This is a genomic window from Streptomyces sp. NPDC047917 (genome assembly GCF_043204345.1).
GTDB lineage: Bacteria > Actinomycetota > Actinomycetes > Streptomycetales > Streptomycetaceae > Streptomyces > Streptomyces sanglieri.
The window spans coordinates 410,391-433,171 of record NZ_JBIDCA010000002.1; the positions used below are offsets into that span (position 1 = coordinate 410,391).

Here is a 22,781-nt window from a genome sequence, read left to right on the forward strand (position 1 = left end):
AGGAGGTGGGTCCGGTCACTGGGACCGACACAGGGACCGACGACGGCCGCGCACAGGAGACGTCCGCCGAGCGCAACGCGCGCTTCGAGCGGGACGCGCTCGGTTTCCTCGACCAGATGTACTCGGCCGCGCTGCGCATGACGCGCAATCCCGCGGACGCCGAGGACCTGGTCCAGGAGACGTATGCCAAGGCGTACGGCTCCTTCCACCAGTTCCGTGAGGGCACCAACCTCAAGGCGTGGATGTACCGCATCCTCACCAATACGTTCATCAACTCGTACCGCAAGAAGCAGCGCGAACCCCAGCGCAGCGCCGCCGAGGAGATCGAGGACTGGCAGCTGGCGCGCGCCGAGTCGCACATGTCGACCGGTCTGCGTTCCGCCGAGTCGCAGGCGCTCGACCACCTGCCCGACTCGGACGTGAAGTCCGCTCTGCAGGCGATCCCCGAAGAGTTCCGCATCGCCGTGTATCTGGCCGATGTCGAGGGCTTTGCCTACAAGGAGATCGCGGACATCATGGGGACTCCCATCGGTACGGTGATGTCCCGACTGCACCGGGGCCGCCGCCAGCTGCGCGGCATGCTGGAGGACTACGCCCGTGAGCGCGGGCTCGTCCCGGCCGGTGCCGGTGAGTCGGACGATCGGAAAGGCTCGGGCTCATGAGCTGCGGAGAGCCGCACGAGACGGACTGCTCGGAAGTCCTCGATCATCTCTACGAGTTCCTCGACCACGAGATGCCCGACAGCGACTGCACCAAGTTCGAGGTGCACTTCGAGGAGTGCTCCCCGTGCCTGGAGAAGTACGGCCTGGAACAGGCCGTCAAGAAGCTGGTGAAGCGGTGCTGCGGCCAGGACGACGTGCCGAGTGACCTGCGGTCCAAGGTGATGGGCCGGATCGATCTGATCCGCTCGGGGCAGGCCGTGCCCGAACAGGACGTGACGGCGGCCGAGAGCGGACAGCCGACAGCCGCCAAGGAGTGACACCCGGCGGCCGGACCGTACCGGCCGCCGCCACCGAATCACCCGAATGTGCTAATCGGGCTCATTGACGCTCGACCGGTCGCACAACTCGCTAGCGTGGCGCCTCCATTGACCATGTCGGAGGGCGGGCCGGGCGGGTGAGAGCCACACGCGGGGCGGCGCGCACGTTCATCGCGGCGGTCGCGCTGGTGGCCCTGCTCTGTGTGCTTCCAGCGCTGCGCGGCGGCGCGGGAGCCCCCTGGATCACTGTCGCACTGCTCACCGGGCTCTATCTCGCCTGTGAACTCCCCGGGCGCCGCCCCTTCTCCGGAAGCTCCGTGCCGATCCGTGCCGGATCGTTCTTTCCCCTGCTGCTGGCCGCCGCGTTCCTGCTGCCGCCCGCCGCAGCCGCACTCGTCGCGGTGCCCGGAGCGCTCGTCGGCCGGGTCGAACAGCCGCCCTTCACCGCACGGCGCGTCTGGCGGGCCGCACAGCTCGCCCTCACGGTCTGGGCCGCCTCGTCCGTCCACGGACTGTTCGGCGGCACCGCCACGCTCGGCGGCCCCGGCCTTCTCCCCGAGCTGCCCTGCGCGATCCTGCCCGCCTGCGCCGCCGCCCTGGCCTTCAGCCTCGTACTGACCGCGCTGGACGGCGCCGTCCTGGTGGCGGCCGAACGGCTGCCCCCGCGGCGGGCCTGGGGCGGGCTACTGCCCCGCTCGCTGGGGCCGCATCTGGTGCACGGTCTGGCGGGGCTGATGATGGCGGTCCTGTGGCGCGGCCCGTACGGCCCGCTGTCCGCGCTGATCGTCCTGCTGCCGATGTACATCTCCTGCTGGGTCTTCGCCCAGTACCACCGTGAGCACGCCGCGCACCGCGCCACGATCAGGGCGCTGGTGCAGGCCGTCGACATCAAGGACACCTACACCCGGGGCCACAGTGAACGGGTCGGGCGGGCCTCCGTCCTCATCGCCCGTGAACTGGGCATGGGCCAGGACCGCCTGGAGGTCGTCCGGTTCGCCGGCATCCTGCACGACGTGGGCAAGCTGGGCGTCCCGACCCGGGTGCTCCGCAAGGACGGTCCGCTCACGCCGGAGGAACGACAGGTGATCGAACTGCATCCGGAGTACGGGCACGAGATCGTCCGCGGCATCGGCTTCCTTGGCGAGGCGCGGGCCGCGATCCTGCATCATCACGAACGCCTGGACGGCAGCGGCTACCCGTACGGGCTCAGCGGGCGCGAGATCCCGGAGTTCGCCCGGGTCGTCGCGGTGGCGGACGCCTTCGACGCGATGACCTCGACCCGGTCCTACCGGAGGGGGCGGCCGGTGCCGGCCGCGCTGGAGGAGCTGAAGCGCTGCGCGGGTACGCAGTTCGACCCGCAGATGGTCCGGGCGCTGGCGCGCGGACTCGAACGGCACGGCTGGTCGGCGGTGACGACGGCCGGGGCGGCGGACGAGCCCGGACTCCCGGGGCCGCGGGCCGGGGGCCCGCGGCGGTCCGGCGGGCTCGACCACGTACCGCCGCCGCAGTCCCCGGTGTCCGCGCCGCAGTCGCCCGCGGACCGCCGAAGATGATCCGGACCGGAGCCAGGGCCGGAACCCGTGCAGGCGCCGGCGGCGTGGACAGATCCGGAGGCGGGCCCGGAGCCGGGGGCGGGACCCGGCTGCCGACCGCCGTCCTCACCGTCCGTGTGGCCGCGGCCCTGCTCGCCGTCGCCGGGCTCGGCCACACCCTCCGGACCGGTGTCCACGACCCCGGCCACGCCCTTGCCTTCGGGGTGCTCATCACCGTCGGCGAGCTGGCCCGCTGGGGCGCGCTGCCCGGCGAGCGGGAGCCCGCGCCGCTCGGTGCCGCCGGGGCCCTCGCGTACGCCCTCCTCGGTCGCAGCGGCGGCGAACCCACCCATCACGGGTCCCTCCAGGTGGTCGCCGTGCTCGTCGCGGCGCACCTCGTCGCCTGTGTGCCCCATGTGGCCCGTGGCACGGGGCCCGCCCCGGACCAGGTGGCCCGCCGCGTGCTGACCGTCACCTTCGCCGCCGTGTGCTTCCAGCCGCTGTACAACAGCAGCCGCACCGCGAGCTGGTCCGGCGAGGGCCCGTACTACGTGCTCGTCCTGCTCGGGATCCTCGTCCTGACCGCGCTGTGCGACGCGGTGCTCGCGGCCCTGCTGCTGCGCTCGCGCACCCGCCACCCCTATCCGCCGCTGCTGCGGGACGAGCTGCGCGGGCTGCTCGGCATCGGATCGGCGGTCTGCGCGACCGGGGTCGTGATGGCCCTCGGGGTGGCCGTCGCCGGGCTGTGGGCGCTGCCGGTCCTGTGCGTGCCGCTGCTGCTGACCCATGTCTCGTTCCGCCGGTTCGTCGCGGTGCGCACCACCTACCGGCAGACGATCGCCTCGCTCGCCAGGTCCACCGAGATCGCCGGATACACCCCGCACGGGCACGCCCGCCGGGTCGCGGTGCTCTGCCGGGCCGTCGGCCGTGAGCTGGGGCTCTCCGGGAACCGGCTGACGGTGCTGGAGCACGCCGCCCTGATGCACGACATCGGCCAGCTCTCGCTCGTCGACCCGGTCCCGGACGGGGCGACGGCCACCCTGCCGGCCGCCGAGCAGCGCCGCATCGCGCTGCTCGGCGGTGCGGTGGTCCGGCAGACCGGGGTGGACCCCGAGGTCGCCGTCGTCGTGGAACGGCAGGCCGACCCCTACCGCGAGCAGCCGTTGTCCGCCAGGATCGTCAGGGCCGTCAACGCATACGACGACCTGTGCGGGGAAAGTCTCATCGGGCCGCTGGGAGCGCTGGAACAGCTCAGGCTCGGTACCGCCCACGACTTTTCGCCCGAAGTCGTGGAATCACTGGCCAGGGTCCTCGCCCGGGGCGGTCCGGCCCCGGTCCTGCCCGGGTAACCCATGGGTAATGAGCGAGCGTCCGGTCCGGCATGGTTGGATGCGAAGAAGAGCGGAAAACGAGGGTGTCCAGTCGGGACAGGCGGGAATCGTGAGGATCTTCGGGAAGGTACGGCATCGGCCCTCCGCCTCTTGGCGGCAGGCCACGGACCGCGCGTTCACGCTGATCGGCGACGGCCGGTACGAGGACGCGGGCGCACTGCTGACACGTGCGGCGGATCTGGAACCCTGGCTCTCCGAGTCGTGGTTCAACCTGGCGCTGCTGCACAAGTTCCGGCATGACTGGGAACAGGCGAGAGCCGCCGGCCTGCGGGCCGTCGCGCTGCTCGACAAGGAGTCCGGCGCTCCCGACTGGTGGAACGTCGGGATCGCCGCCACCGCGCTCCAGGACTGGCCGCTGGCCCGCCGGGCCTGGCAGGCGTACGGCCTGAAGGTGCCGGGCGCCGGTCAGCACACCTCGGCGGCCAACAGCGAGCCGGTCGGCATGGAGCTGGGCAGCGCCGCGGTACGGCTGTCGCCGGAGGGCGAGGCCGAGGTCGTCTGGGGCCGCAGGCTCGATCCGGCCCGGATGGAGGTGCTCTCCATCCCGCTGCCGTCGTCCGGCCGCCGCTGGGGCGAGGTCGTCCTGCACGACGGGGTGCCGCACGGCGAGCGGGTCACCGCGGCGGGGCCCTCCTACCCCGTCTTCGACGAGATCGAGCTGTGGGCGCCGTCCCCGGTGCCGACCTGGGTGGTGCTGCTCGAAGCGGCCACCGAGGAGGACCGGGACGCGCTGGAGCAGCTGGCCTCCGACGCCGGGTTCGCGGCCGAGGACTGGTCGTCCTCCGTACGGCTGCTCTGCCGGGCCTGCTCGGAGAGCCGGATGGAGAGCGACGAGGGCGACGGCGAGCACCTCGACCCGCACGACCACAGCGAGCCGGGGCATCCGGGCCCGCTGGGCCACCGCACCGCCGGTGAGCTGTGGGTGCCCGAGCGGGAGTGCGGGATAGCGGCACCGGCCGGGCTGGTGCGCGGTCTGCTGGACGGCTGGGTGGCGGACAGCCCGGACAGCCGTGAGTGGCGGGATCTCGAAGAAGTCTGCTGACCGGTGCCCGTAGGCTGTACGGGCACCGGTCGCGGTGCTCGGGTGCCCGTGCCCCGGAGCACGTCGGACGGCCGGGCTTCAGGCAGGGCCGGGCTTCGGGCCCAGGGCCGGGTTTCAGGTTTTGAGGAAGGCGTACGGCGGACATGGCGCAGCAGGAGACGGACGAGCAGATCAGCGTCGACGACGAGGGTTTCGTCGTGGACACCGAGGACTGTGAGGCGCGCGAGGAGGCACATCGCGAGCGCGGTACCTCCCGTCCGATCACGGTCGTGGGCAACCCGGTGCTCCACACGGAGTGCAAGGACGTCACCGAGTTCGGCGACGAGCTGGGCCGGCTGATCGACGACATGTTCGCGAGCCAGCGGACGGCGGAGGGCGTCGGCCTGGCCGCCAACCAGATCGGTGTCGACCTCAAGGTCTTCGTCTACGACTGCCCGGACGACGACGGTGTGCGGCACACGGGCGCGATCTGCAACCCGGTGCTCGAAGAGCTGGCGCCCGAGGACCGGATCCTGGACGACTCCAACGAGGGCTGCCTCTCCGTCCCGACGGCGTACGCCTCGCTGGCCCGCCCGGACTACGCGGTGGTCCGCGGTCAGGACGCGAAGGGCAACCCGGTCAAGGTCCGGGGCAGCGGCTACTTCGCCCGCTGCCTCCAGCACGAGACGGACCACCTGTACGGCTACCTGTACATCGACCGGCTCTCGAAGCGGGACCGCAAGGACGCGCTGCGGCAGATGGCGGAGAACACGCCGCGCTACGAGGTCGTGCCGAACGACTGAGCGCGCACCCGGCCATTGTCGACGGGCCCGGCCTCCTCGCGTCCCGCGAGGGGTCCGGGCCCGTCGCATTCGCTCCCCGAGGGACGTCAACTGCCATTCATCCATGGGTGGTTGACGCGCGTCGACTCGTCCGACAAGCTCTCTGACCACACTTCCGTCACAGCGGGGAGCCCCACATGCTCAGACGAACCGCACGACTCCTGCTCGGTCTTGTCATGACCATGGCTTTCGCCTTGGGTGGTGCCGTGGTGACCGCCGGCACCGCCCAGGCCGACGGCTGCTACACCTGGACCCGCACGATGTCCCCCGGTGCCACCGGCAACGACGTCGTCCAGCTCCAGATCCGGGTGGCCGGATACCCCGGCTACAACTCCGTACTCGCCATCGACGGCTCCTACGGACCGGCCACCACCGCCGCCGTCAAACGCTTCCAGGCCGCCTACGGGTTGGCCGCCGACGGCATCGCGGGCCCGGCCACCCAGGCCAAGATCTACGAGCTCCAGGACAACGACTGCACCCCGGCGCACTTCACGTACGCCGAGCTCAACCACTGCAACAGCACCTGGGCCGGTGGTGCCGTCGCCGCGGGAACGGCCAAGGCCAACGCGCTGAGCACCATGTGGAAGCTGGAGGCGCTGCGGCACGCGCTCGGTGACCGGCCCATCACCGTCAACAGCGGCTTCCGCTCCACCCCCTGCAACAGCGCGGTCGGCGGGGCGTCGAACAGCCGTCATCTGTACGGCGACGCGGCCGACCTGGGCGGGATCGCCTTCTGCACCCTGGCCCAGCAGGCCCGCAACCACGGGTTCAACGGAATCCTCGGCCCTGGCTACCCGGACCACAACGACCACGTCCATGTGAACCAGGGGCCCAGCCACTTCTGGTCCGCGCCCAACTGCGGCATCTGACACACGGGTGGGGCCCGCCGGCGCCGGCGGGCCCCACCCGTGCGCGGGACGGTCAGGCGGACTTCGCCGTCAGCCGCGCACCGGCCGTCGTCTGGACCGCGGCGCCGTCCGACGCCCGCTCCGTCAGCCGCAGCTGCGAGATGGCGTTGCGCAGGATCAGCGCCCCGGCCCCGGGGTCCAGCTGCCAGCGCTGGGTGCGCGAGGTCGCCGAGCAGTCGCCGAGCGACAGCTCCGCACCCACCTCCAGCGGTGCGCCCAGGTACTTCTTGCCGCGCACCGCGTCCAGGCACCGGCCCGTGCCGGCCGAGCGCACCGTGTAGTAACCGTCGGCGGTCGCCGTCAGCTCCCAGGCGGCCGTGCTGCCCCGGACCAGGGCCACGCCCGGGTCCGCCCCGGGGGCGAGGGCCCGGTCCCCGGCGGTCAGCCGGTACGTGCCGTCGGCGAGCGGGGCGCGGTCGGTGTTCGACCAGCCCGGCGCGTGGCCGATCCGCCGGGCCATTGCCTCGAAGCCGTCGTACGTCGGGCTCGGCTTCGGGCCGCCCCAGGCGGACTGCGCCAGGAAGCGCAGCGGCATGAAGGTCTTCGCCTCCACCTCGTTCTCGGTCTCGGCCGCGGCGCTGTCCGGCCACAGACTGATCTTGGCCCCGGTGAGGTTCGCCGTCTTCGCGGGCAGGGTCTCGCCCTCGAAGCGCAGCGGGGTCCAGTCGCTCTCGTAGAGCTGCCGGGTCTGCGTGGTGTAGCCGCCGCGCACCAGGTACAGCGCGTAGGCGGAGTTCATCACCGGCCGGCCCTCGGCGAGCAGCGAGGACGGCTTCTGGATGGCGCCACCGCCCAGCCAGTGCTCGACGGTGATGTCACGGTCGAGCGGCACCACGCCGTTCCTGCCCGCCAGACCGTCGTTCCAGATCCGCAGCGACCGGCCGCCGGCCGTCACGTGCGCGTCGACCCGGTTGATGAAGTCGACGAAGAGGTCGTCGGGGGTGGCGTCCGCGCCGAACTTCGCGGTCGCCGCGGTCTGCAACTGCGGATAGTTCGGGTACGAGGAGCCGATCATGTACTCGTCCGCACCCATGTGCCAGGTACGGGTGTCCCACACCTCCAGCGCCTCGTCGACCATCGAGGTGTAGTACGCGAGCGCCTCGGGCCGGGAGATGTCGAGCCGGGGCGGGGAGGCGACGCCGTCCTTGTCCTTGAGCTGGAGCTCCGGGTGGTTCTCCAGATAGGTGTCCATGTGGCCGGGGGAGTTGATCTCCGGCACCAGTTCGACGTGGTACTTCTTCGCCAGCGCGACCAGGGTGCGGACCTGCGGCTTCGTGTAGTAGCCCCAGAACGCCGACGCCGGGTCGGTGTCGCTCCTGACCTTGGCCTCGATCCACAGCTGGTTGAGCTTCTGGGACGCCATGTCCTTCATCAGCCGCTCGAACCACGGGAGCGACACGTTGATGTAGCAGGCGCAGACGCCGACGCCGCGCTCCCGGTAGGCCGGAACGTCGGTCGCCGAACCGCGCGCGGCCCTGCCGTCGTCGTTCAGCAGTTGCAGTACGGTCCGGGAGCCGTAGAAGACGCCGGTGGAGGTCGCGGCCGTGACGGTGACCCGGTCGCCGACGTCGAGCCGGTAGCCCTCCGCGCCCAGCGAGCCCTTCAGGGACGGGTCCTGGCGCAGCACGACGTCGCCGGTACGGGCCGCCGCGGGGCCCCGTGACACCGAGGCCCGGCCGGTGGCCAGCTCACCGGCGAACCGGCGCGCGTCGGCGGTCGTACGGCTGTCGCGTACCCCGTCCAGCACGATCCGGGCCCGGTCGGCCAGCGTGAACTCGCCCTCCCCGGGCCGCCATTGCCGCAGCGAGGGCAGTACTTCGGGCGGGGGCGCGGCGGAGGCGGTGTCCCCGGCCGAAGCGCTCTGCCAGGGCAGCAGCGCGGCGGCGAGCGCGGCCACCACGGCCCCGATGGTCCTTCGTCTTGTCATCTGCATGTCCATGCCATCGACCCTGTGGGCTCCGCCGGGTCACGGTCCATGGACAGGTGTGCCGAAGGGTTGGACGATTGATCCGACGTCAGATCTGTGACTGGCGGGCGCGGGTCAGGCCGCTCCGATCATCGTGGTCGGGCCGCGGAAGGTACGGCGATACGTGTTCGGGGTGGTGCCCAAGGAGCGTACGAACTGGTGGCGCAGGGCGGCGGCGGTGCCGAAACCGGTGCGCCCGGCGATCGTGTCCACCGTTTCATCGGATGTCTCCAGCAGGTGCTGCGCCAGCAGCACCCGCTGGCGCAGCAACCAGCGGTACGGAGTGGTGCCCGTCTCCTGCTGGAAGCGGCGGGCGAAGGTGCGCGGCGACATGTGGGCCTGGGCGGCGAGCCGCTCGACGGTCATCTCCTGGTCGAGGTGGCGCTCCATCCAGACCAGCGTCTCGCCGACGGTGTCGCAGGGCGTGCGGGGCAGCGGCCGCTCGATGTACTGCGCCTGGCCGCCGTCCCGGTGCGGCGGCACCACCATCCGGCGGGCGATCGCGTTGGCGGTGTCGGGGCCGTACGCCTGCCGGACCAGATGCAGACAGGCGTCGATCCCGGCCGCCGTGCCCGCCGAGGTGATGACCTGGCCGTCGTCCACGTACAGCACGTCGGGTTCGACGACGGCCCGGGGGAAGCGGCGGGCCAGCTCCGCCGCGTGGCGCCAGTGGGTGGTGCAGCGGCGCCCGTCCAGCAGCCCGGCCGCGCCGAGGACGTACGCGCCGGAGCAGACGCTCATGACTCTGGCCCCCCGGTCCACGGCCCGGCGCAGCGCGTCGAGGACCTCCTCGGGGTACTCCCGGTCCATGAAGTGGCTGCCGGCCGGTACGGCGATGAGGTCGGCCTCCTCCAGGCGGTCGAGGCCGTACGGCGTGCTGATGGTGAAGCCGGCATGGGTCCGCAGCTGCGGACCCTCGGCGGAGACCACGGCGAAATCGTGGACCGGCAGGCCCACGTCACTGCGGTCGAGGCCGAAGACCTCGCACAGCACGCCCAGTTCGAAGGGGTGGACCTCGTCGAGCAGCAGAGCGGCGACATTTTTCAGCATGGAGACAGTGTGGCAGTAATTCGATGTTCCATGACAGTCCTGCCACTGCCGCAATGTGTCCGCGCGGGCGAGAGTAGAGCCATGAACACATTCACGAACGTCCTGGGCATAGCCGCACTTATCGCCCTCGTCCTGCTGCCTGCCCTCGCCGGACTCGCCCGTGAGCGCCGCATCGACCGCGAGCTGCGGGCCGCGGAACGGGCCCGGAGCGACGGACCCCCGCAAACGACGGGCGCCGCGCAGCCCGTCACGGCTGCGCGGCGCCCCCACCTCGGAAGCTGGGCCAGGATCTAGGCCCTCCGGACCCGGAAACCGGATCTAGAAGTCGTCGTCGAAGGCGACCGAGCCCTCCACCGCCACCTGGTACGCGGACGGCCGGCGCTCGAAGAAGTTCGTCAGCTCCTGGACACCCTGGAGCTCCATGAACGAGAACGGGTTCTCCGAGCCGTAGACCGCCGGGAAGCCGAGGCGGGTGAGCCGCTGGTCGGCGACGCACTCCAGGTACTGCCGCATCGACTCGGTGTTCATACCGGGCAGCCCGTCACCGCACAGATCGCGGCCGAACTGCAGCTCCGCGGCCACGGCCTCCTTGAGCATGTCGGTGACCTGCTGCTGGAGCTCGTCGTCGAAGAGGTCCGGCTCCTCCTTGCGGACGGTGTCCACGACCTCGAACGCGAAGTTCATGTGCATCGTCTCGTCACGGAAGACCCAGTTGGTGCCCGTGGCGAGACCGTGCAGCAGACCCCGCGAGCGGAACCAGTAGACGTACGCGAACGCGCCGTAGAAGAACAGCCCCTCGATGCACGCCGCGAAGCAGATCAGGTTCAGCAGGAAGCGGCGGCGGTCGGCCTTCGTCTCCAGCCGGTCGATCTTCTCGACCGAGTCCATCCACTTGAAGCAGAACTGCGCCTTCTCACGGATCGACGGGATCTCCTCGACCGCGTCGAACGCCGCCGCCCGGTCGTCCGGGTCGGGCAGGTAGGTGTCCAGCAGCGTCAGATAGAACTGGACGTGCACGGCCTCCTCGAAGAGCTGCCGCGACAGATACAGCCGCGCCTCGGGGGAGTTGATGTGCTTGTACAGCGTCAGCACGAGGTTGTTGGAGACGATCGAGTCACCCGTCGCGAAGAACGCGACCAGCCGGCCGATCATGTGCTGCTCGCCGGGGGACAGCTTGGCGAGGTCGGCGACGTCGGAGTGCAGGTCGACCTCCTCCACCGTCCAGGTGTTCTTGATCGCGTCCCGGTAGCGCTCGTAGAAGTCCGGGTAGCGCATCGGCCGCAGCGTCAGTTCGAACCCCGGGTCGAGCAGGTTCTTGTTCTCGGATGTGCTCATTACTGGCAGGCCTCGCAGGACTCGGGGTTTTCGAGGGAGCAGGCGATCGCGTCCGCGTCGGGCGCCGACGCCTGCTGTACGGGAATGGGGGCGGTGGCCGCGGTCTGGCCGGAGGCGGCGCGGGCGATCCGGGTCGCCGGGCGTGAACGCAGGTAGTACGTCGTCTTCAGCCCCTGCTTCCAGGCGTACGCGTACATCGAGGAGAGCTTGCCGATCGTCGGCGTCTCCAGGAACAGGTTCAGCGACTGGCTCTGGTCCAGGAACGGCGTACGGGCCGCCGCCATGTCGATCAGGCCGCGCTGCGGGATCTCCCACGCGGTGCGGTACAGCGCCCGCACGTCCTCGGGGATCCAGGCGAAGCCCTGCACCGAGCCGCTGGCCTCGCGCAGCGCCTCACGGGTGCGCGCGTCCCACACGCCGAGCTTCTTCAGCTCGTCCACCAGATAGGCGTTGACCTGGAGGAACTCACCGCTGAGCGTCTCGCGCTTGAAGAGGTTGGAGACCTGCGGCTCGATGCACTCGTACACGCCCGCGATCGAGGCGATCGTCGCCGTCGGCGCGATGGCCAGCAGCAGCGAGTTGCGCATCCCGCTCTTCGCGACCCGGGCGCGCAGCGCGTCCCAGCGCTCCGGCCAGTTCAGCGCGGTGTCGTAGTGGTCGGGGTGCAGCACCCCGCGCGACGCCCGCGTCCGCGACCAGGCCGGCAGCGGGCCCGAGCGCTCGGCGAGCTCGCAGGACGCCTCGTACGCGGCGAGCATGATCCGCTCGGAGATCTTCGTGGACAGCGCCCGCGCCTCGGGGGAGTCGAAGGGCAGCCGCAGCTGGAAGAAGACGTCCTGGAGGCCCATGGCGCCCAGGCCCACGGGGCGCCACTTCGCGTTGGAGCGGCCGGCCTGCTCGGTCGGGTAGAAGTTGATGTCGACGACCCGGTCGAGGAAGGTCACGGCGGTGCGGACGGTGGCGTCCAGCCGCTCCCAGTCGATCCCGCCGTCGGCGACGAACGCGCCGAGGTTGACCGAGCCCAGGTTGCAGACCGCCGTCTCGCCGTCGTCGGTGACTTCGAGGATCTCGGTGCACAGATTCGACGAGTGGACGACGCTGCCCGGCTCGGCGGTCTGGTTCGCGGTCCGGTTGGAGGCGTCCTTGAACGTCATCCAGCCCTGGCCGGTCTGCGCGAGGGTGCGCATCATCCGGCCGTACAGCTCGCGCGCCGGCATCGACTTGCGGGCCAGGCCCCTGGCCTCGGCCGCCCGGTACGCGGCGTCGAACTCGTCGCCCCACAGGTCGACCAGCCCGGGCACGTCGGCGGGCGAGAACAGCGACCAGTCGCCGTCCGCGTCGACCCGGCGCATGAACTCGTCCGGGATCCAGTGCGCCAGGTTGAGGTTGTGGGTACGCCGCTGGTCCTCACCCGTGTTGTCGCGCAGCTCCAGGAACTCCTCGATGTCCGCGTGCCAGGTCTCCAGGTAGATGGCGGCGGCGCCCTTGCGGCGGCCCCCCTGGTTGACCGCGGCGACGGAGGCGTCGAGCGTCTTCAGGAACGGCACGATGCCGTTGGAGTGCCCGTTGGTGCCCCGGATCAGCGAACCGCGGGAGCGGATGCGGGAGTACGACAGACCGATGCCGCCCGCGTGCTTCGAGAGCCGCGCCACCTGGTGGTAGCGGTCGTAGATCGAGTCGAGCTCGTCCAGCGGGGAGTCCAGCAGGTAGCAGGAGGACATCTGCGGGTGCCGGGTACCGGAGTTGAAGAGGGTGGGGGAGGACGGCAGGTAGTCGAGCCGGCTCATCAGCCCGTACAGCGCCGCCACCTCGTCCACGGCCCGCTGCGACTCGTCCTCGGCCAGCCCGGCCGCGACCCGCAGCATGAAGTGCTGGGGCGTCTCGACGACCTGACGGGTGTGCGGGTGGCGCAGCAGGTACCGGCTGTGCAGGGTCCGCAGCCCGAAGTAGCCGAAGCGGTCGTCCGCGCCGTCGGCGAGCGAGCGTGCCACCAGCGCGTCGAGGGCGGCCGCGTGGGTGGCGACGAACGCGGCGGTACGGTCCGCGATCAGGCCCTCGCGGTGGCCGACGGCGACCGAGGCGGAGAAGGAGACCGCGCCCTGGCCGGCCGCCTCGTCCGCGATGGCGAGGGTCAGCAGCCGGGCGGCGAGCCGGGAGTAGGCGGGGTCCTCGGAGATCAGCCCCGCGGCGGCCTCGGTCGCCAGCGACCGCAGCTCGGCCTCGTCCGCGCGGGCGCTGCGGCCACGCAGCGCGGCGGCGGCGACCCGGCCGGGGTCGGTGTCGGGCAGATCGGCGGTCAGGTCGGTCAGGGTCCGCAGCAGTGCGGTTCCCGGTCCGTCCTGTGCGGCGGCCTCGGACTCGGCTGCTGCGGACACGGCGACTGAAGCCGGATCGGCTGGCGCGATGGTCACGTGGTGCTCTCCCTCGCTCGGCTCGGGGCCGGCGGGGAACGGGGCAGCCCTGCGCGAGCACACCCGGGACAGGGCAGCACTCCGCACGGCGTCCACCGGCCCAACCGCGAGGCCCGGACGTCTGGGCATCCGGTTCGGTCGAGCCGGATGCGCTGCCGGCAGGTCATCGGACTGACTCGGGGGTGCACAAAAGCGCACTGAATACACCGTTGCGGGACAGTTCCGGATTCGCACCGGATTCCCCTGCGGCGACAGCGAGGACGAGCATACATGTGGGGGCTGCCCGATGAGGCAGCCCCCACATGTTGTGTCGTGCGTTCGAGTCGGGCCCACAGAACGGGCCGTGCGGCCCGTTCCCGGACCGTCCGGCCGGATCACGCCGACGGCCCGCCGCGCCCCGTTGCAGGGGGCTCGACGGGCCGCCGGAAGGCCGTGGGCGACGGTCGTCAGTGGCCGCCCGGAGCCCCCGCGGTGGCCGGCGGGAGCTCGGTGGCGACACCCGGGTCGCCCGCGTCGGCGGTGTAGTCGGACGGGGCGGTCTCGTCGATCCCGGCGGGTGCCTTCAGGGCGTTCAGGACGAAGGTCAGCACCACCGCCACGACCACGTTCAGCACGAACGCGGTGAGTCCGATGTAGCCGATCTCGCCGATCCCCGGGATCTCCTTGGACGAGCCGCCGAAGTGCGCCTGGGTCGGGCTGGCGACCCCGTACGCGGCCACCGTCCCGTACACCATGCCGACCGCCCAGCCCGCGAGCAGCGCCCAGCGGTGGAACCAGCGGGTGAACAGGCCGCCGACCAGGGCCGGCATGGTCTGGAGGATCCAGATGCCGCCGAGCAGCTGGAAGTTGATCGCGACCGTCTTGTCCATGGTGAGGACGAAGGCCAGCGCGCCGACCTTGACCAGCAGCGACACCAGCTTGGAGACCTTGGTCTCCTGCTCCGGGGTCGCGTCCGGCTTCAGGAAGTCCTTGTAGATGTTGCGGGTGAACAGGTTGGCCGCGGCGATCGACATGATCGCGGCGGGCACCAGCGCGCCGATGCCGATGGCGGCGAACGCGACGCCCGCGAACCAGTCCGGGAACATGTTCTCGAACAGCTGCGGAATGGCCAGCTGGCCGTTGTCCACCTTGATCCCGGCGGCGATGGCCATGAAGCCGAGCAGCGCCAGCAGACCCAGCATCAGCGAATACAGCGGCAGGATCGTGGTGTTGCGCCGGATCACGTTGCGGCTGCGGCTGGAGAGCGTCGCCGTGATCGAGTGCGGGTACATGAACAGCGCCAGCGCCGAGCCCAGTGCCAGGGTGGCGTAACCCCAGTGGCCCGCCTCGCCCGGCGCGAGTCCGGCCACCGGTTTGCCGGCCGCCGCGTTCTTCTGCGAGAACGCCTCGCCGGCCTTGGCGAAGATGTCGTCGAAGCCGCCGAGCTTGATCGGGATGTAGATGATCGCCACCGCGATGACCAGGTAGATCAGCCCGTCCTTGACGAAGGCGATCAGCGCGGGCGCGCGCAGCCCGGACGAGTAGGTGTACGCGGCGAGCACCGCGAACGCGATCAGCAGCGGCAGGTCCTTGACGAACCAGTGGGTGTTCTCGCCGCCGCCGACGCCCATCACGTCCAGCACCGCCTGGATCCCGACCAGTTGGAGCGCGATGTACGGCATCGTGGCGAGGATGCCGGTGATCGCGACCGCCAGCGACAGGCCCTTCGAGCCGAACCGCCCGCGGACGAAGTCCGAGGTGGTGACGTACCCGTGCTTGTGCGAGACCGACCACAGCCGCGGCAGGAAGGTGAAGATCAGCGGGTACACGAGGATCGTGTACGGCACGGCGAAGAAGCCCGCCGCGCCCGCGGTGTAGATCAGCGCGGGCACGGCGACGAAGGTGTACGCGGTGTACAGGTCGCCGCCGAGCAGGAACCAGGTGACCCAGGTGCCGAAGGACCGTCCGCCCAGGCCCCATTCGTCGAGGCTGGCCTCGTTCTCGGCCTTGCGCCAGCGCGCGGCCAGGAAGCCCATGACCGTGACGGCCACGAAGAAGAAGATGAAGACGCCGAGCGCGACGCCGTTCACGCCGTCCTTCATGCCGACGCACCCCCCTTGCGGGCGCGCTGGTCACGCTGCCACAGCTTGTACGCGGTCATCGTGAGCGCGGTGGAGATCAGCACCCAGAGCATCTGGTACCAGTAGAAGAACGGAATACCGATGAAGGTGGGGTCCACCTTCGCGTACGAACTCACCCAGAGCATCGCCACGAACGGCGCGACGAGACAGAGGGCGATGACCACCCGCACCGGTGTGACGGTGGGTGGTTTTCCTTCTGGTTCTGCTGGCATGTGGCGACTCCGTCCCCTCGCTGAGCACCTTGTAATGCGCAGGAAATCTAGGGGAGGCTTCCGGTCACCGTCACCCCCTGTCCGCATTGCGGTCCGGCAACGGTCGGCCAGGTGGGTATCCGTGCTCGAAATCCGGCCGGACATACGATGGTCGGTCCGTACCAAGACACGCGAAAGGCCCCCGCGGAGCGATGCGTTCCGCGGGGGCCGACCGGTGGTGCGGACTCAGTCCGTGGGCCGCTTCAGCCGCGCCACGAACTTGTACCGGTCGCCGCGGTAGACCGAGCGCACCCACTCCACCGGTTCGCCCTGGCCGTCGATCGAGTGCCGGGAGAGCATCAGCATCGGCAGGCCCACGTCCGTACCGAGCAGTCCGGCCTCGCGCGGCGTGGCCAGCGAGGTCTCGATGGTCTCCTCCGCCTCGGCCAGCCGGACGTCGTACACCTCCGCCAGCGCGGTGTAGAGGGAGGTGTACTTCACCAGCGAACGGCGCAGCGCCGGAAAGCGTTTGGCCGAAAGATGGGTGGTCTCGATCGCCATCGGCTCGCCGCTGGCGAGCCGCAGCCGCTCGATCCGCAGCACCCGGCCGCCCGCGGTGATGTCGAGCAGCCCCGCGAGGGTGTCGTCGGCCGTCACGTAGCCGATGTCCAGCAGCTGGGACGTCGGCTCCAGGCCCTGGGCGCGCATGTCCTCGGTGTACGAGGTCAGTTGCAGCGCCTGTGAGACCTTCGGCTTGGCCACGAAGGTGCCCTTGCCCTGGATGCGTTCCAGCCGGCCCTCGACGACCAGCTCCTGGAGCGCCTGGCGCACGGTGGTGCGCGAGGTGTCGAACTCGGCGGCCAGGGTCCGCTCCGGCGGCACGGGAGTGCCCGGCGGCATGGTGTCCGTCATGTCGAGCAGATGTCGCTTCAGCCGGTAGTACTTCGGGACGCGTGCCGTCCGTGTGGCCGCGCCCGTCTCGTTCTCCGTACTGCCCCCGTCGGCACCCATGGTCCGCCTTCCCGACGCTTGCGTTGCTGCCGTCACCGGCTCCTCCGTCTGTCGCGGCTCACATGGTGGCACGGTCCCGTCACGGCTGGTCGCCCTCCCTTAGGTGTCGGTCCTATAACGGACGCGAGTGCACTTCTTATACACCCTTGACACCCCTAAAGGTCTAGGCCAAGCTCCCCGTACTGGTCTAAACCATTAAAGACCAGGTCCAGCCCCAGCAGTACTCGTCGAATGTCTTCGCGGTGGGCGGGGTTGCAGTATCCCTGAGGAGGGTTTGGCGTGAAGCGCAAGCTCATCGCGGCGATCGGCGTCGCGGGCATGATGATCGGCCTCGCGGCGTGTGGGTCCGACGACGGCGGCGACAGTGGCAAGAAGGCCGGTCCGGACGCGTACAAGGGCCAGACCCTGACGGTGTGGACGATGTCCGGCTCGAACCCGGACGGTTGGACCAAGACGGTCACCGAGGAGTTCGAGAAGAAGACCAAGGCCAAGCTGAAGATCGAGGTCCAGGACTGGAACGGCATTCAGCAGAAGGTCACCACCGCCCTCTCCGAGTCCAACCCGCCGGACGTCCTGGAGATCGGCAACACCCAGACCCCGGCGTACGCCAAGACCGGCGGCCTCGCCGACCTCGGTGAGCTGAAGAAGGAGATCGGCTCCGCCTGGGCCGACGGCGTCAACCAGCCCTCCATCTACGACGGCAAGCAGTACGCCCTGCCGTGGTACGTGGGCAACCGCGTCGTCATGTACAACAAGAAGGTCTTCAAGGACGCCGGTATCACCGAGACGCCGAAGACCCGCGCCGACCTCTTCAAGGCCTTCGAGGCCATCGAGAAGAAGGGCGACGCCGAGCCGATCTACCTGCCCGGCCAGAACTGGTACTTCTTCGACGGCCTGCTCGTCGGCAAGGACGTCTCGCCGGTCAAGAAGGAAGGCGACAAGTACGTCTCCAACCTGGCCGACCCGAAGGTCGCCGAGGCCATGGACGTCTACAAGCAGTACCAGGCCTTCTCCAAGGCTCCCAAGGACAAGGACGAGGCCACCCCGCAGCAGGCCGAGGTCTTCGCCAAGGGCAAGACCGGCGCCATCATCGCGATGGGCTACGAGGCCGGCACCGCCCTCAAGGCCAACCCGAAGCTCAAGGACGACATCGGCTTCTTCACCATCCCCGGTGAGACCGCCGACAAGCCCGAAGGCGTCTTCCTCGGCGGCTCGAACCTCGCCGTGGCCGCGGGCAGCAAGAACCAGGACCTGGCCAAGGAGTTCCTGAAGATCGCGCTCTCCGAGCAGAACGACGGCGCGCTCATCAAGGAGGCCGGCTGGTCTCCCAAGAACGACGCCATGCAGAAGTACACCGTCGGCCAGCCCGCCGCCGAGGCCGCCGGTCCGGCCGCCGCCAAGTCCGGTGGCACCACGCCGCTGATCCCGGAGTGGGCGCCGGTCGAGAACCCGCCGAACCCGATCAAGACCTACATGACGCTGGTCCTGCAGGGCAAGTCGCCGGCCGACGCCGCCAAGCAGGTCGAGGGCGAGCTCAACAAGCGCCTCAGCCAGCAGCAGTAGTCGCAGAAGCGCGTCCCGCGCCGGGGCGGCGGGTCCCGACCCGCCGCCCCGGCTGTACGCACCGTTCCGTGTAGGGCTTTGTTGGAAGAGATGGCGAGCATGGCAGTGCAGACCGAACCCTCGGATGTGGCCAAGACGGCCGCAGCCCGCGGGCAGGACGGGAAACCACCCGTCGGGCAGCACGGGGGCAGCAAGCGGAAACCGGGCATCGGCGCAGCGCCGTACCTGTTGATGGTCCCCGCACTAGCGGTGACGGCGCTCTTCCTCGGGTACCCCCTGGTGAAGAACGTCCTGCTGTCGTTCCAGAACCTCAATATGGGACAGCTGATCCAGCATGTCACCGAGTGGAACGGCTTCAAGAACTACCAGGAGATCCTCACCGGTGAGGACTTCTGGAGAGTCACGCTCCGCACGATCGTGTTCACCGGCGTCAACGTCGTCCTGATCATGGTCTTCGGCACCCTGATCGGTCTGCTGCTCGCCCGCCTCGGCAAGCGGATGCGGTTCACGCTGATGATCGGCCTGGTGCTCGCCTGGGCGATGCCGGTCGTGGCCGCCTCCACCGTGTTCCAGTGGCTGTTCGCCTCGCGCTTCGGCGTGGTCAACTACGTGCTGGACCACCTCGGCTGGCACTCGATGGCCGACTACAACTGGACCGGCTCGCAGTTCTCCACGTTCTTCGTGGTCACCCTGCTGATCGTCTGGCAGTCCATCCCGTTCGTGGCGATCAACCTGTACGCGGCGACCACGACGATCGCCAAGGAGCTCTACGAGGCCGCCTCGCTCGACGGCGCCGGCGTCTGGAAGAGCTTCACCTCGGTGACGTTCCCGTTCCTGCGGCCCTTCCTCTACGCCACGACCTTCCTCGAAGTCATCTGGGTCTTCAAGGCGTTCCCGCAGATCTTCACCATCAGTGAGGGCGGCCCCAACCGCCTCACCGAGACGCTGCCGGTCTACGCCTTCGTCGAGGGCGTCGGCAACCAGCACTACGGCATGGGCGCGGCGATCTCGCTGCTGACCATCCTGATCATGCTGGGGCTCACCTCGTACTACCTCCGCATCGTTCTCAAGCAAGAGGAGGACGAGCTGTGAAGCGCTCACTGTTCGGCCGCATCTGGCCCAACGCGACGGCGATCATCCTCTTCGCCGGCCTGGTCTTCCCCGTCTACTGGATGTTCAGCACGGCGTTCAAGCCGACCGGCGACATCATCACCGAGAAGCCGGTCTGGTTGCCGACCGACGTGACGTTCGAGCACTTCAAGACGGCGTACCACGCGCCGGACTTCCTGAAGCTGGTCGGCAATTCGCTCACCGTCACCCTGCTCGCCGTGACCTTCTCGCTGATCATCGCGCTCTTCGCGTCGTTCGCGCTGGCCCGGATGCGGTTCAAGGGCCGCAAGGGCCTGATCCTGGTCTTCATGATCGCCCAGATGGCGCCGTGGGAAGTCATGGTCATCGCGATCTACATGCTGGTCCGCGACGCGGACATGCTCAACAGCCTGGTCCCGCTGACGCTCTTCTACATGGTGATGGTGCTCCCCTTCACGGTCCTGACGCTTCGCGGCTACGTTGCCGCGGTGCCCAAGGAACTGGAGGAGTCCGCCATGGTCGACGGCTGTACCCGCCCGCAGGCGTTCGTCAAGGTGATCCTGCCGCTGCTCGCGCCCGGCCTGATGGCCACCTCGCTCTTCGGCTTCATCACCGCGTGGAACGAATTCCCCCTGGTCCTGATCCTCAACAAGGACCCCGAGGCCAAGACGCTCCCGCTCTGGCTCTCCCAGTTCCAGAGCCAGTTCGGCGACGACTGGGGCGCCACCATGGCGGCGGCCTCGATCTTCGCCATCCCGATCCTCATCCTGTTCGTCTTCCTGCAGCGCAAGGCCGTCAGCGGCCTCACCGACGGTGCCGTGAAGGGATAACACAGCCCATGACCACCCTCATATCCGCCACGGACACCGTCACCCGCGACGCGCTCGCCGTCCTGCAGCCCGGATTCACCGGCACCACCGCCCCGGACTGGGTGCTGCGCCGGGTCGACGAAGGGCTCGCCTCCGTCGCCCTGTTCGGCCGCAACATCCGCACGCCCGAGCAGGTCACCGCGCTCACCGCCCAGCTCAGGGCCGAGCGCGAGGACCTCCTCGTCGCGATCGACGAGGAGGGCGGTGACGTCACCCGCCTGGAGGTGCGCACCGGTTCCTCGTTCCCCGGCAACCTCGCCCTCGGGCACGTCGACGACCTCGCCCTGACCCGCGCGGTCGCCCAGGAGCTCGGCCGCCGGCTCGCCGAGTGCGGCGTCAACCTCAACTGGGCGCCGTCCGCCGACGTCAACTCCAACCCGGGCAACCCGATCATCGGCGTACGGTCCTTCGGCGCCGACACCGCACTCGTGGCCCGGCACACCGCCGCGTACATCGAGGGCCTCCAGGCCGCCGGTGTCGCCGCCTGCACCAAGCACTTCCCGGGGCACGGCGACACCGCGATCGACTCGCACCACGCGATGCCGCGCATCGACGTGGACCTGGAGACCCTGCACGCCCGTGAGCTGGTGCCCTTCCGGGCCGCCATCGCGGCGGGCTCCAAGTGCGTGATGAGCGCGCACATCCTGCTGCCCGCGCTCGACCCGGACCGCCCCGCCACGGTGAGCCCGCGGATCCTCACCGGGCTGCTGCGCCAGGAGCTGGGCTACGACGGCCTGATCGTCACCGACGCCGTGGAGATGCAGGCCATCGCCGCGACGTACGGCATCGAGCAGGGCTCCGTCCTGGCGATCGCCGCGGGGGCCGACGCGCTCTGCGTCGGCGGCGGTCTGGAGGACGACGGCACGGTGCTCCGGCTGCGCGACGCGCTGGTCCGGGCGGTGCGCAGCGGTGAACTCCCCGAGGAGCGGCTCGCGGACGCCGCCGCACGGGTACGTGCCCTCGCTTCGTGGACGCGGGGGGCCGCGGGGACCGGTTCGGGGCCGGGTGCGGCAACGCAGGAGGGGATCGCGCCCGGCGCCGGAATCGGTTCCGACATCGGTCTGGTCGCCGCCCGCCGGGCGGTTCTGACGACCGGATCCGCCGCCCCGCTGACCGAGCCCGCGTACGTCGCCGCGTTCACCTCCGCGTCGAACATCGCCGTCGGCGACGAGACCCCCTGGGGCGTCGCCGCGGAGCTGGGCCGGCTGCTGCCGGGCACGGAGACCGACACGTACAGCAGCGAGACCGAGGCGCCCGCCGCCGCGGTGCTGCGGGCGGCGGGGGAGCGGCGCATCGTCGTCGTGGTCCGCGACGTCCACCGCCACGCCTGGATGGGCGAGGCACTCGACGCCCTGGTGGCCGAGCGTCCCGGCACGGTCGTCGTCGAGATGGGCGTACCGCAGGCGGCCCCCAGGGGCGCCCTGCACATCGCCACCCACGGCGCGGCCCGCGTCTGCGGCCTCGCGGCGGCGGAGATCGTCGTCAGGGGCACGGAGGGCCCGGCGGTCTGAGCGCGGGGCGTGATGCGGGCCGGGGGCCGCATCACGCCCGGCCGGGCACGTAGTGGCATACGAGAGGGCCGGGGCACCCAGCGTGGGTGCCCCGGCCCTCTCGTATGCGTCCGGGAGTCCTACAGCCCCTGCCACGACGGCTTGGCCGCGTACGTGGCGCGGAAGTAGTCCGCCAGTTTCAGCTTCGACGCGGCGGCCTCGTCGACCACCACCGTCGCGTGCGGGTGCAGCTGGAGCGCCGAGGCGGGCACGACCGAGGCGACCGGCCCCTCCACCGTCTGCGCCACGGCGTCCGCCTTGCCCTCACCGGTGGCGAGCAGGATCGGGTGGCGGGACTCCAGGATGGTGCCGATGCCCTGGGTGATCACGTGGTGCGGGACCTGCGAGATGTCGTTGTCGAAGAAGCGCGCGTTGTCGATCCGGGTCTGCTCGGTGAGCGTCTTGATCCTGGTACGGGAGGCGAGCGAGGAGCACGGCTCGTTGAAGCCGATGTGGCCGTCGGTGCCGATGCCGAGGAGCTGGAGGTCCACGCCGCCGGCCTCGGCCAGCGCGTTGTCGTACGCCAGGCAGGCGGCCCGGACGTCCTCGGCGGAGCCGTCGGGGCCCATGAAGGACGCCTCGGACAGGCCGAGCGGTTCGACGACCTCGCGCAGCACCACCGAGCGGTAGGACTCGGGGTGGCCCGCGGGCAGCCCGACGTACTCGTCGAGCTGGCAGATGCGCGCCCGCGAGGCGTCGACGGCGCCGGAGCGGACCTTGGCCGCCAGCGCCTGGTAGATGGGCAGCGGGGTCGAGCCGGTGGCAACGCCGAGAAGTGCGTCGGGCTTGCGGCTCAGCAGGGCACCGATGGCCTCCGCGATGAGTTCGCCGCCTGCCTTGGCGTCCGGGACGATGACAACTTCCACGCTGGGCCTGCCGATCTGAAGAGTGGAGTCAGGTGGTATAGACCAATAGGGTTCCAATCTAGCAGAACCCGGTAACGCGGGCACGGC

The 22,781-nt window shown here is 70.3% G+C and carries 20 protein-coding genes and 1 riboswitch; of the genes, 12 read left to right on the forward strand and 8 right to left on the reverse strand.

The features are described from left to right. The first annotated feature begins 5 nt into the window (after positions 1-5). The 7 genes from ACGF8B_RS05530 (at position 6) to ACGF8B_RS05560 (ending at position 6,634) form a co-directional block, all read left to right on the forward strand. Complete coding sequence (locus ACGF8B_RS05530; RefSeq protein ID WP_266729806.1) at positions 6-662, forward strand: sigma-70 family RNA polymerase sigma factor; 657 nt, start codon at positions 6-8, stop codon at positions 660-662. Then, entirely contained in the window at positions 659-979 is a 321-nt protein-coding gene (gene rsrA / locus ACGF8B_RS05535) for a mycothiol system anti-sigma-R factor (protein ID WP_124716484.1), read from the forward strand. The genes ACGF8B_RS05530 and rsrA overlap by 4 nt, the downstream gene beginning before the upstream one ends. Positions 980-1,116: 137 nt before the next feature. After that, positions 1,117-2,532 (forward strand): HD-GYP domain-containing protein, encoded by a 1,416-nt coding sequence (locus ACGF8B_RS05540; RefSeq protein WP_392735026.1) that lies wholly within the window; start codon positions 1,117-1,119, stop codon positions 2,530-2,532. Next, positions 2,529-3,860 carry an HD-GYP domain-containing protein gene (locus ACGF8B_RS05545; RefSeq protein WP_392735028.1) on the forward strand — a complete coding sequence of 444 codons (1,332 nt, stop codon included), beginning with the start codon at positions 2,529-2,531 and terminating at the stop codon, positions 3,858-3,860. The genes ACGF8B_RS05540 and ACGF8B_RS05545 overlap by 4 nt, the downstream gene beginning before the upstream one ends. Positions 3,861-3,951: 91 nt before the next feature. Further along, the gene (locus ACGF8B_RS05550) at positions 3,952-4,944 is read left to right on the forward strand and encodes a hypothetical protein (protein ID WP_266729803.1); all 993 of its coding nucleotides are present in this window, start codon (positions 3,952-3,954) and stop codon (positions 4,942-4,944) included. Between the two features lie 143 nt (positions 4,945-5,087). Continuing rightward, complete coding sequence (def, locus tag ACGF8B_RS05555) at positions 5,088-5,726, forward strand: peptide deformylase (RefSeq protein ID WP_392735029.1); 639 nt, start codon at positions 5,088-5,090, stop codon at positions 5,724-5,726. Between the two features lie 176 nt (positions 5,727-5,902). Next, positions 5,903-6,634: a D-Ala-D-Ala carboxypeptidase family metallohydrolase gene (locus ACGF8B_RS05560; RefSeq protein ID WP_392735032.1), complete on the forward strand. Its 732-nt coding sequence runs from the start codon at positions 5,903-5,905 to the stop codon at positions 6,632-6,634. 52 nt (positions 6,635-6,686) lie between these two features. Here the strand turns inward: ACGF8B_RS05560 and ACGF8B_RS05565 are convergent, their stop codons facing one another. Further along, the gene (locus ACGF8B_RS05565; RefSeq protein ID WP_392735035.1) at positions 6,687-8,600 is read right to left on the reverse strand and encodes a family 20 glycosylhydrolase; all 1,914 of its coding nucleotides are present in this window, start codon (positions 8,598-8,600) and stop codon (positions 6,687-6,689) included. 114 nt (positions 8,601-8,714) lie between these two features. Next, complete coding sequence (locus tag ACGF8B_RS05570; protein WP_392735037.1) at positions 8,715-9,689, reverse strand: GlxA family transcriptional regulator; 975 nt, start codon at positions 9,687-9,689, stop codon at positions 8,715-8,717. A gap of 81 nt (positions 9,690-9,770) precedes the next feature. Here ACGF8B_RS05570 and ACGF8B_RS05575 point away from each other — a divergent pair, with 81 nt between their 5' ends. Then, complete coding sequence (locus ACGF8B_RS05575; RefSeq protein ID WP_392735039.1) at positions 9,771-9,983, forward strand: hypothetical protein; 213 nt, start codon at positions 9,771-9,773, stop codon at positions 9,981-9,983. A 24-nt stretch (positions 9,984-10,007) separates the two neighbouring features. On the opposite strand, the gene ACGF8B_RS05580 is transcribed toward ACGF8B_RS05575, so the two are convergent. The 5 genes from ACGF8B_RS05580 to ACGF8B_RS05600 form a co-directional block, all read right to left on the reverse strand. Next, positions 10,008-11,024, reverse strand: coding sequence for a ribonucleotide-diphosphate reductase subunit beta (locus ACGF8B_RS05580; protein ID WP_383765144.1), 1,017 nt, complete (start codon positions 11,022-11,024; stop codon positions 10,008-10,010). After that, the gene (locus ACGF8B_RS05585) at positions 11,024-13,435 is read right to left on the reverse strand and encodes a ribonucleoside-diphosphate reductase subunit alpha (protein ID WP_392735041.1); all 2,412 of its coding nucleotides are present in this window, start codon (positions 13,433-13,435) and stop codon (positions 11,024-11,026) included. The genes ACGF8B_RS05580 and ACGF8B_RS05585 overlap by 1 nt, the downstream gene beginning before the upstream one ends. A 139-nt stretch (positions 13,436-13,574) precedes the next feature. Continuing rightward, a riboswitch (cobalamin riboswitch) is annotated at positions 13,575-13,716 on the reverse strand. Between the two features lie 165 nt (positions 13,717-13,881). Continuing rightward, positions 13,882-15,516: a monocarboxylate uptake permease MctP gene (gene mctP / locus ACGF8B_RS05590; RefSeq protein ID WP_392735042.1), complete on the reverse strand. Its 1,635-nt coding sequence runs from the start codon at positions 15,514-15,516 to the stop codon at positions 13,882-13,884. Next, positions 15,513-15,767: a DUF3311 domain-containing protein gene (locus ACGF8B_RS05595; protein WP_392735044.1), complete on the reverse strand. Its 255-nt coding sequence runs from the start codon at positions 15,765-15,767 to the stop codon at positions 15,513-15,515. The genes mctP and ACGF8B_RS05595 overlap by 4 nt, the downstream gene beginning before the upstream one ends. 225 nt (positions 15,768-15,992) lie before the next feature. Then, a complete protein-coding gene (locus ACGF8B_RS05600; protein ID WP_259928736.1) occupies positions 15,993-16,757 on the reverse strand; it encodes a GntR family transcriptional regulator in 765 nt (254 codons plus the stop codon). A 279-nt stretch (positions 16,758-17,036) separates the two neighbouring features. Between ACGF8B_RS05600 and ACGF8B_RS05605 the strand changes: the two genes are divergently transcribed. The 4 genes from ACGF8B_RS05605 (at position 17,037) to ACGF8B_RS05620 (ending at position 21,789) form a co-directional block, all read left to right on the forward strand. Then, positions 17,037-18,320: an extracellular solute-binding protein gene (locus ACGF8B_RS05605; RefSeq protein WP_392735046.1), complete on the forward strand. Its 1,284-nt coding sequence runs from the start codon at positions 17,037-17,039 to the stop codon at positions 18,318-18,320. A 99-nt stretch (positions 18,321-18,419) separates the two neighbouring features. Further along, complete coding sequence (locus tag ACGF8B_RS05610) at positions 18,420-19,412, forward strand: carbohydrate ABC transporter permease (RefSeq protein WP_392735048.1); 993 nt, start codon at positions 18,420-18,422, stop codon at positions 19,410-19,412. Next, a complete protein-coding gene (locus ACGF8B_RS05615) occupies positions 19,409-20,239 on the forward strand; it encodes a carbohydrate ABC transporter permease (protein ID WP_392735050.1) in 831 nt (276 codons plus the stop codon). The genes ACGF8B_RS05610 and ACGF8B_RS05615 overlap by 4 nt, the downstream gene beginning before the upstream one ends. Before the next feature lie 8 nt (positions 20,240-20,247). Next, positions 20,248-21,789, forward strand: coding sequence for a glycoside hydrolase family 3 protein (locus ACGF8B_RS05620; RefSeq protein ID WP_392735052.1), 1,542 nt, complete (start codon positions 20,248-20,250; stop codon positions 21,787-21,789). A 119-nt stretch (positions 21,790-21,908) separates the two neighbouring features. Here ACGF8B_RS05620 and nagB read toward each other — a convergent pair whose 3' ends face one another. Continuing rightward, positions 21,909-22,694 (reverse strand): glucosamine-6-phosphate deaminase, encoded by a 786-nt coding sequence (gene nagB, locus ACGF8B_RS05625; protein WP_392735053.1) that lies wholly within the window; start codon positions 22,692-22,694, stop codon positions 21,909-21,911. Positions 22,695-22,781 lie beyond the last annotated feature (87 nt).

What these genes read in the sequence shown, in the direction of transcription:
- ACGF8B_RS05575 (WP_392735039.1), top strand. Translation starts at nt 9,771, where the DNA reads ATGAACACATTCACGAACGTCCTGGGCATAGCCGCACTTATCGCCCTC.
- ACGF8B_RS05545 (WP_392735028.1), top strand. Translation starts at nt 2,529, where the DNA reads ATGATCCGGACCGGAGCCAGGGCCGGAACCCGTGCAGGCGCCGGCGGC.
- ACGF8B_RS05565 (WP_392735035.1), bottom strand. Translation starts at nt 8,600, where the DNA reads ATGACAAGACGAAGGACCATCGGGGCCGTGGTGGCCGCGCTCGCCGCC.
- ACGF8B_RS05560 (WP_392735032.1), top strand. Translation starts at nt 5,903, where the DNA reads ATGCTCAGACGAACCGCACGACTCCTGCTCGGTCTTGTCATGACCATG.
- ACGF8B_RS05620 (WP_392735052.1), top strand. Translation starts at nt 20,248, where the DNA reads ATGACCACCCTCATATCCGCCACGGACACCGTCACCCGCGACGCGCTC.
- ACGF8B_RS05595 (WP_392735044.1), bottom strand. Translation starts at nt 15,767, where the DNA reads ATGCCAGCAGAACCAGAAGGAAAACCACCCACCGTCACACCGGTGCGG.
- ACGF8B_RS05570 (WP_392735037.1), bottom strand. Translation starts at nt 9,689, where the DNA reads ATGCTGAAAAATGTCGCCGCTCTGCTGCTCGACGAGGTCCACCCCTTC.
- rsrA (WP_124716484.1), top strand. Translation starts at nt 659, where the DNA reads ATGAGCTGCGGAGAGCCGCACGAGACGGACTGCTCGGAAGTCCTCGAT.
- ACGF8B_RS05580 (WP_383765144.1), bottom strand. Translation starts at nt 11,024, where the DNA reads ATGAGCACATCCGAGAACAAGAACCTGCTCGACCCGGGGTTCGAACTG.
- def (WP_392735029.1), top strand. Translation starts at nt 5,088, where the DNA reads ATGGCGCAGCAGGAGACGGACGAGCAGATCAGCGTCGACGACGAGGGT.
- ACGF8B_RS05600 (WP_259928736.1), bottom strand. Translation starts at nt 16,757, where the DNA reads ATGGGTGCCGACGGGGGCAGTACGGAGAACGAGACGGGCGCGGCCACA.
- ACGF8B_RS05610 (WP_392735048.1), top strand. Translation starts at nt 18,420, where the DNA reads ATGGCAGTGCAGACCGAACCCTCGGATGTGGCCAAGACGGCCGCAGCC.
- mctP (WP_392735042.1), bottom strand. Translation starts at nt 15,516, where the DNA reads ATGAAGGACGGCGTGAACGGCGTCGCGCTCGGCGTCTTCATCTTCTTC.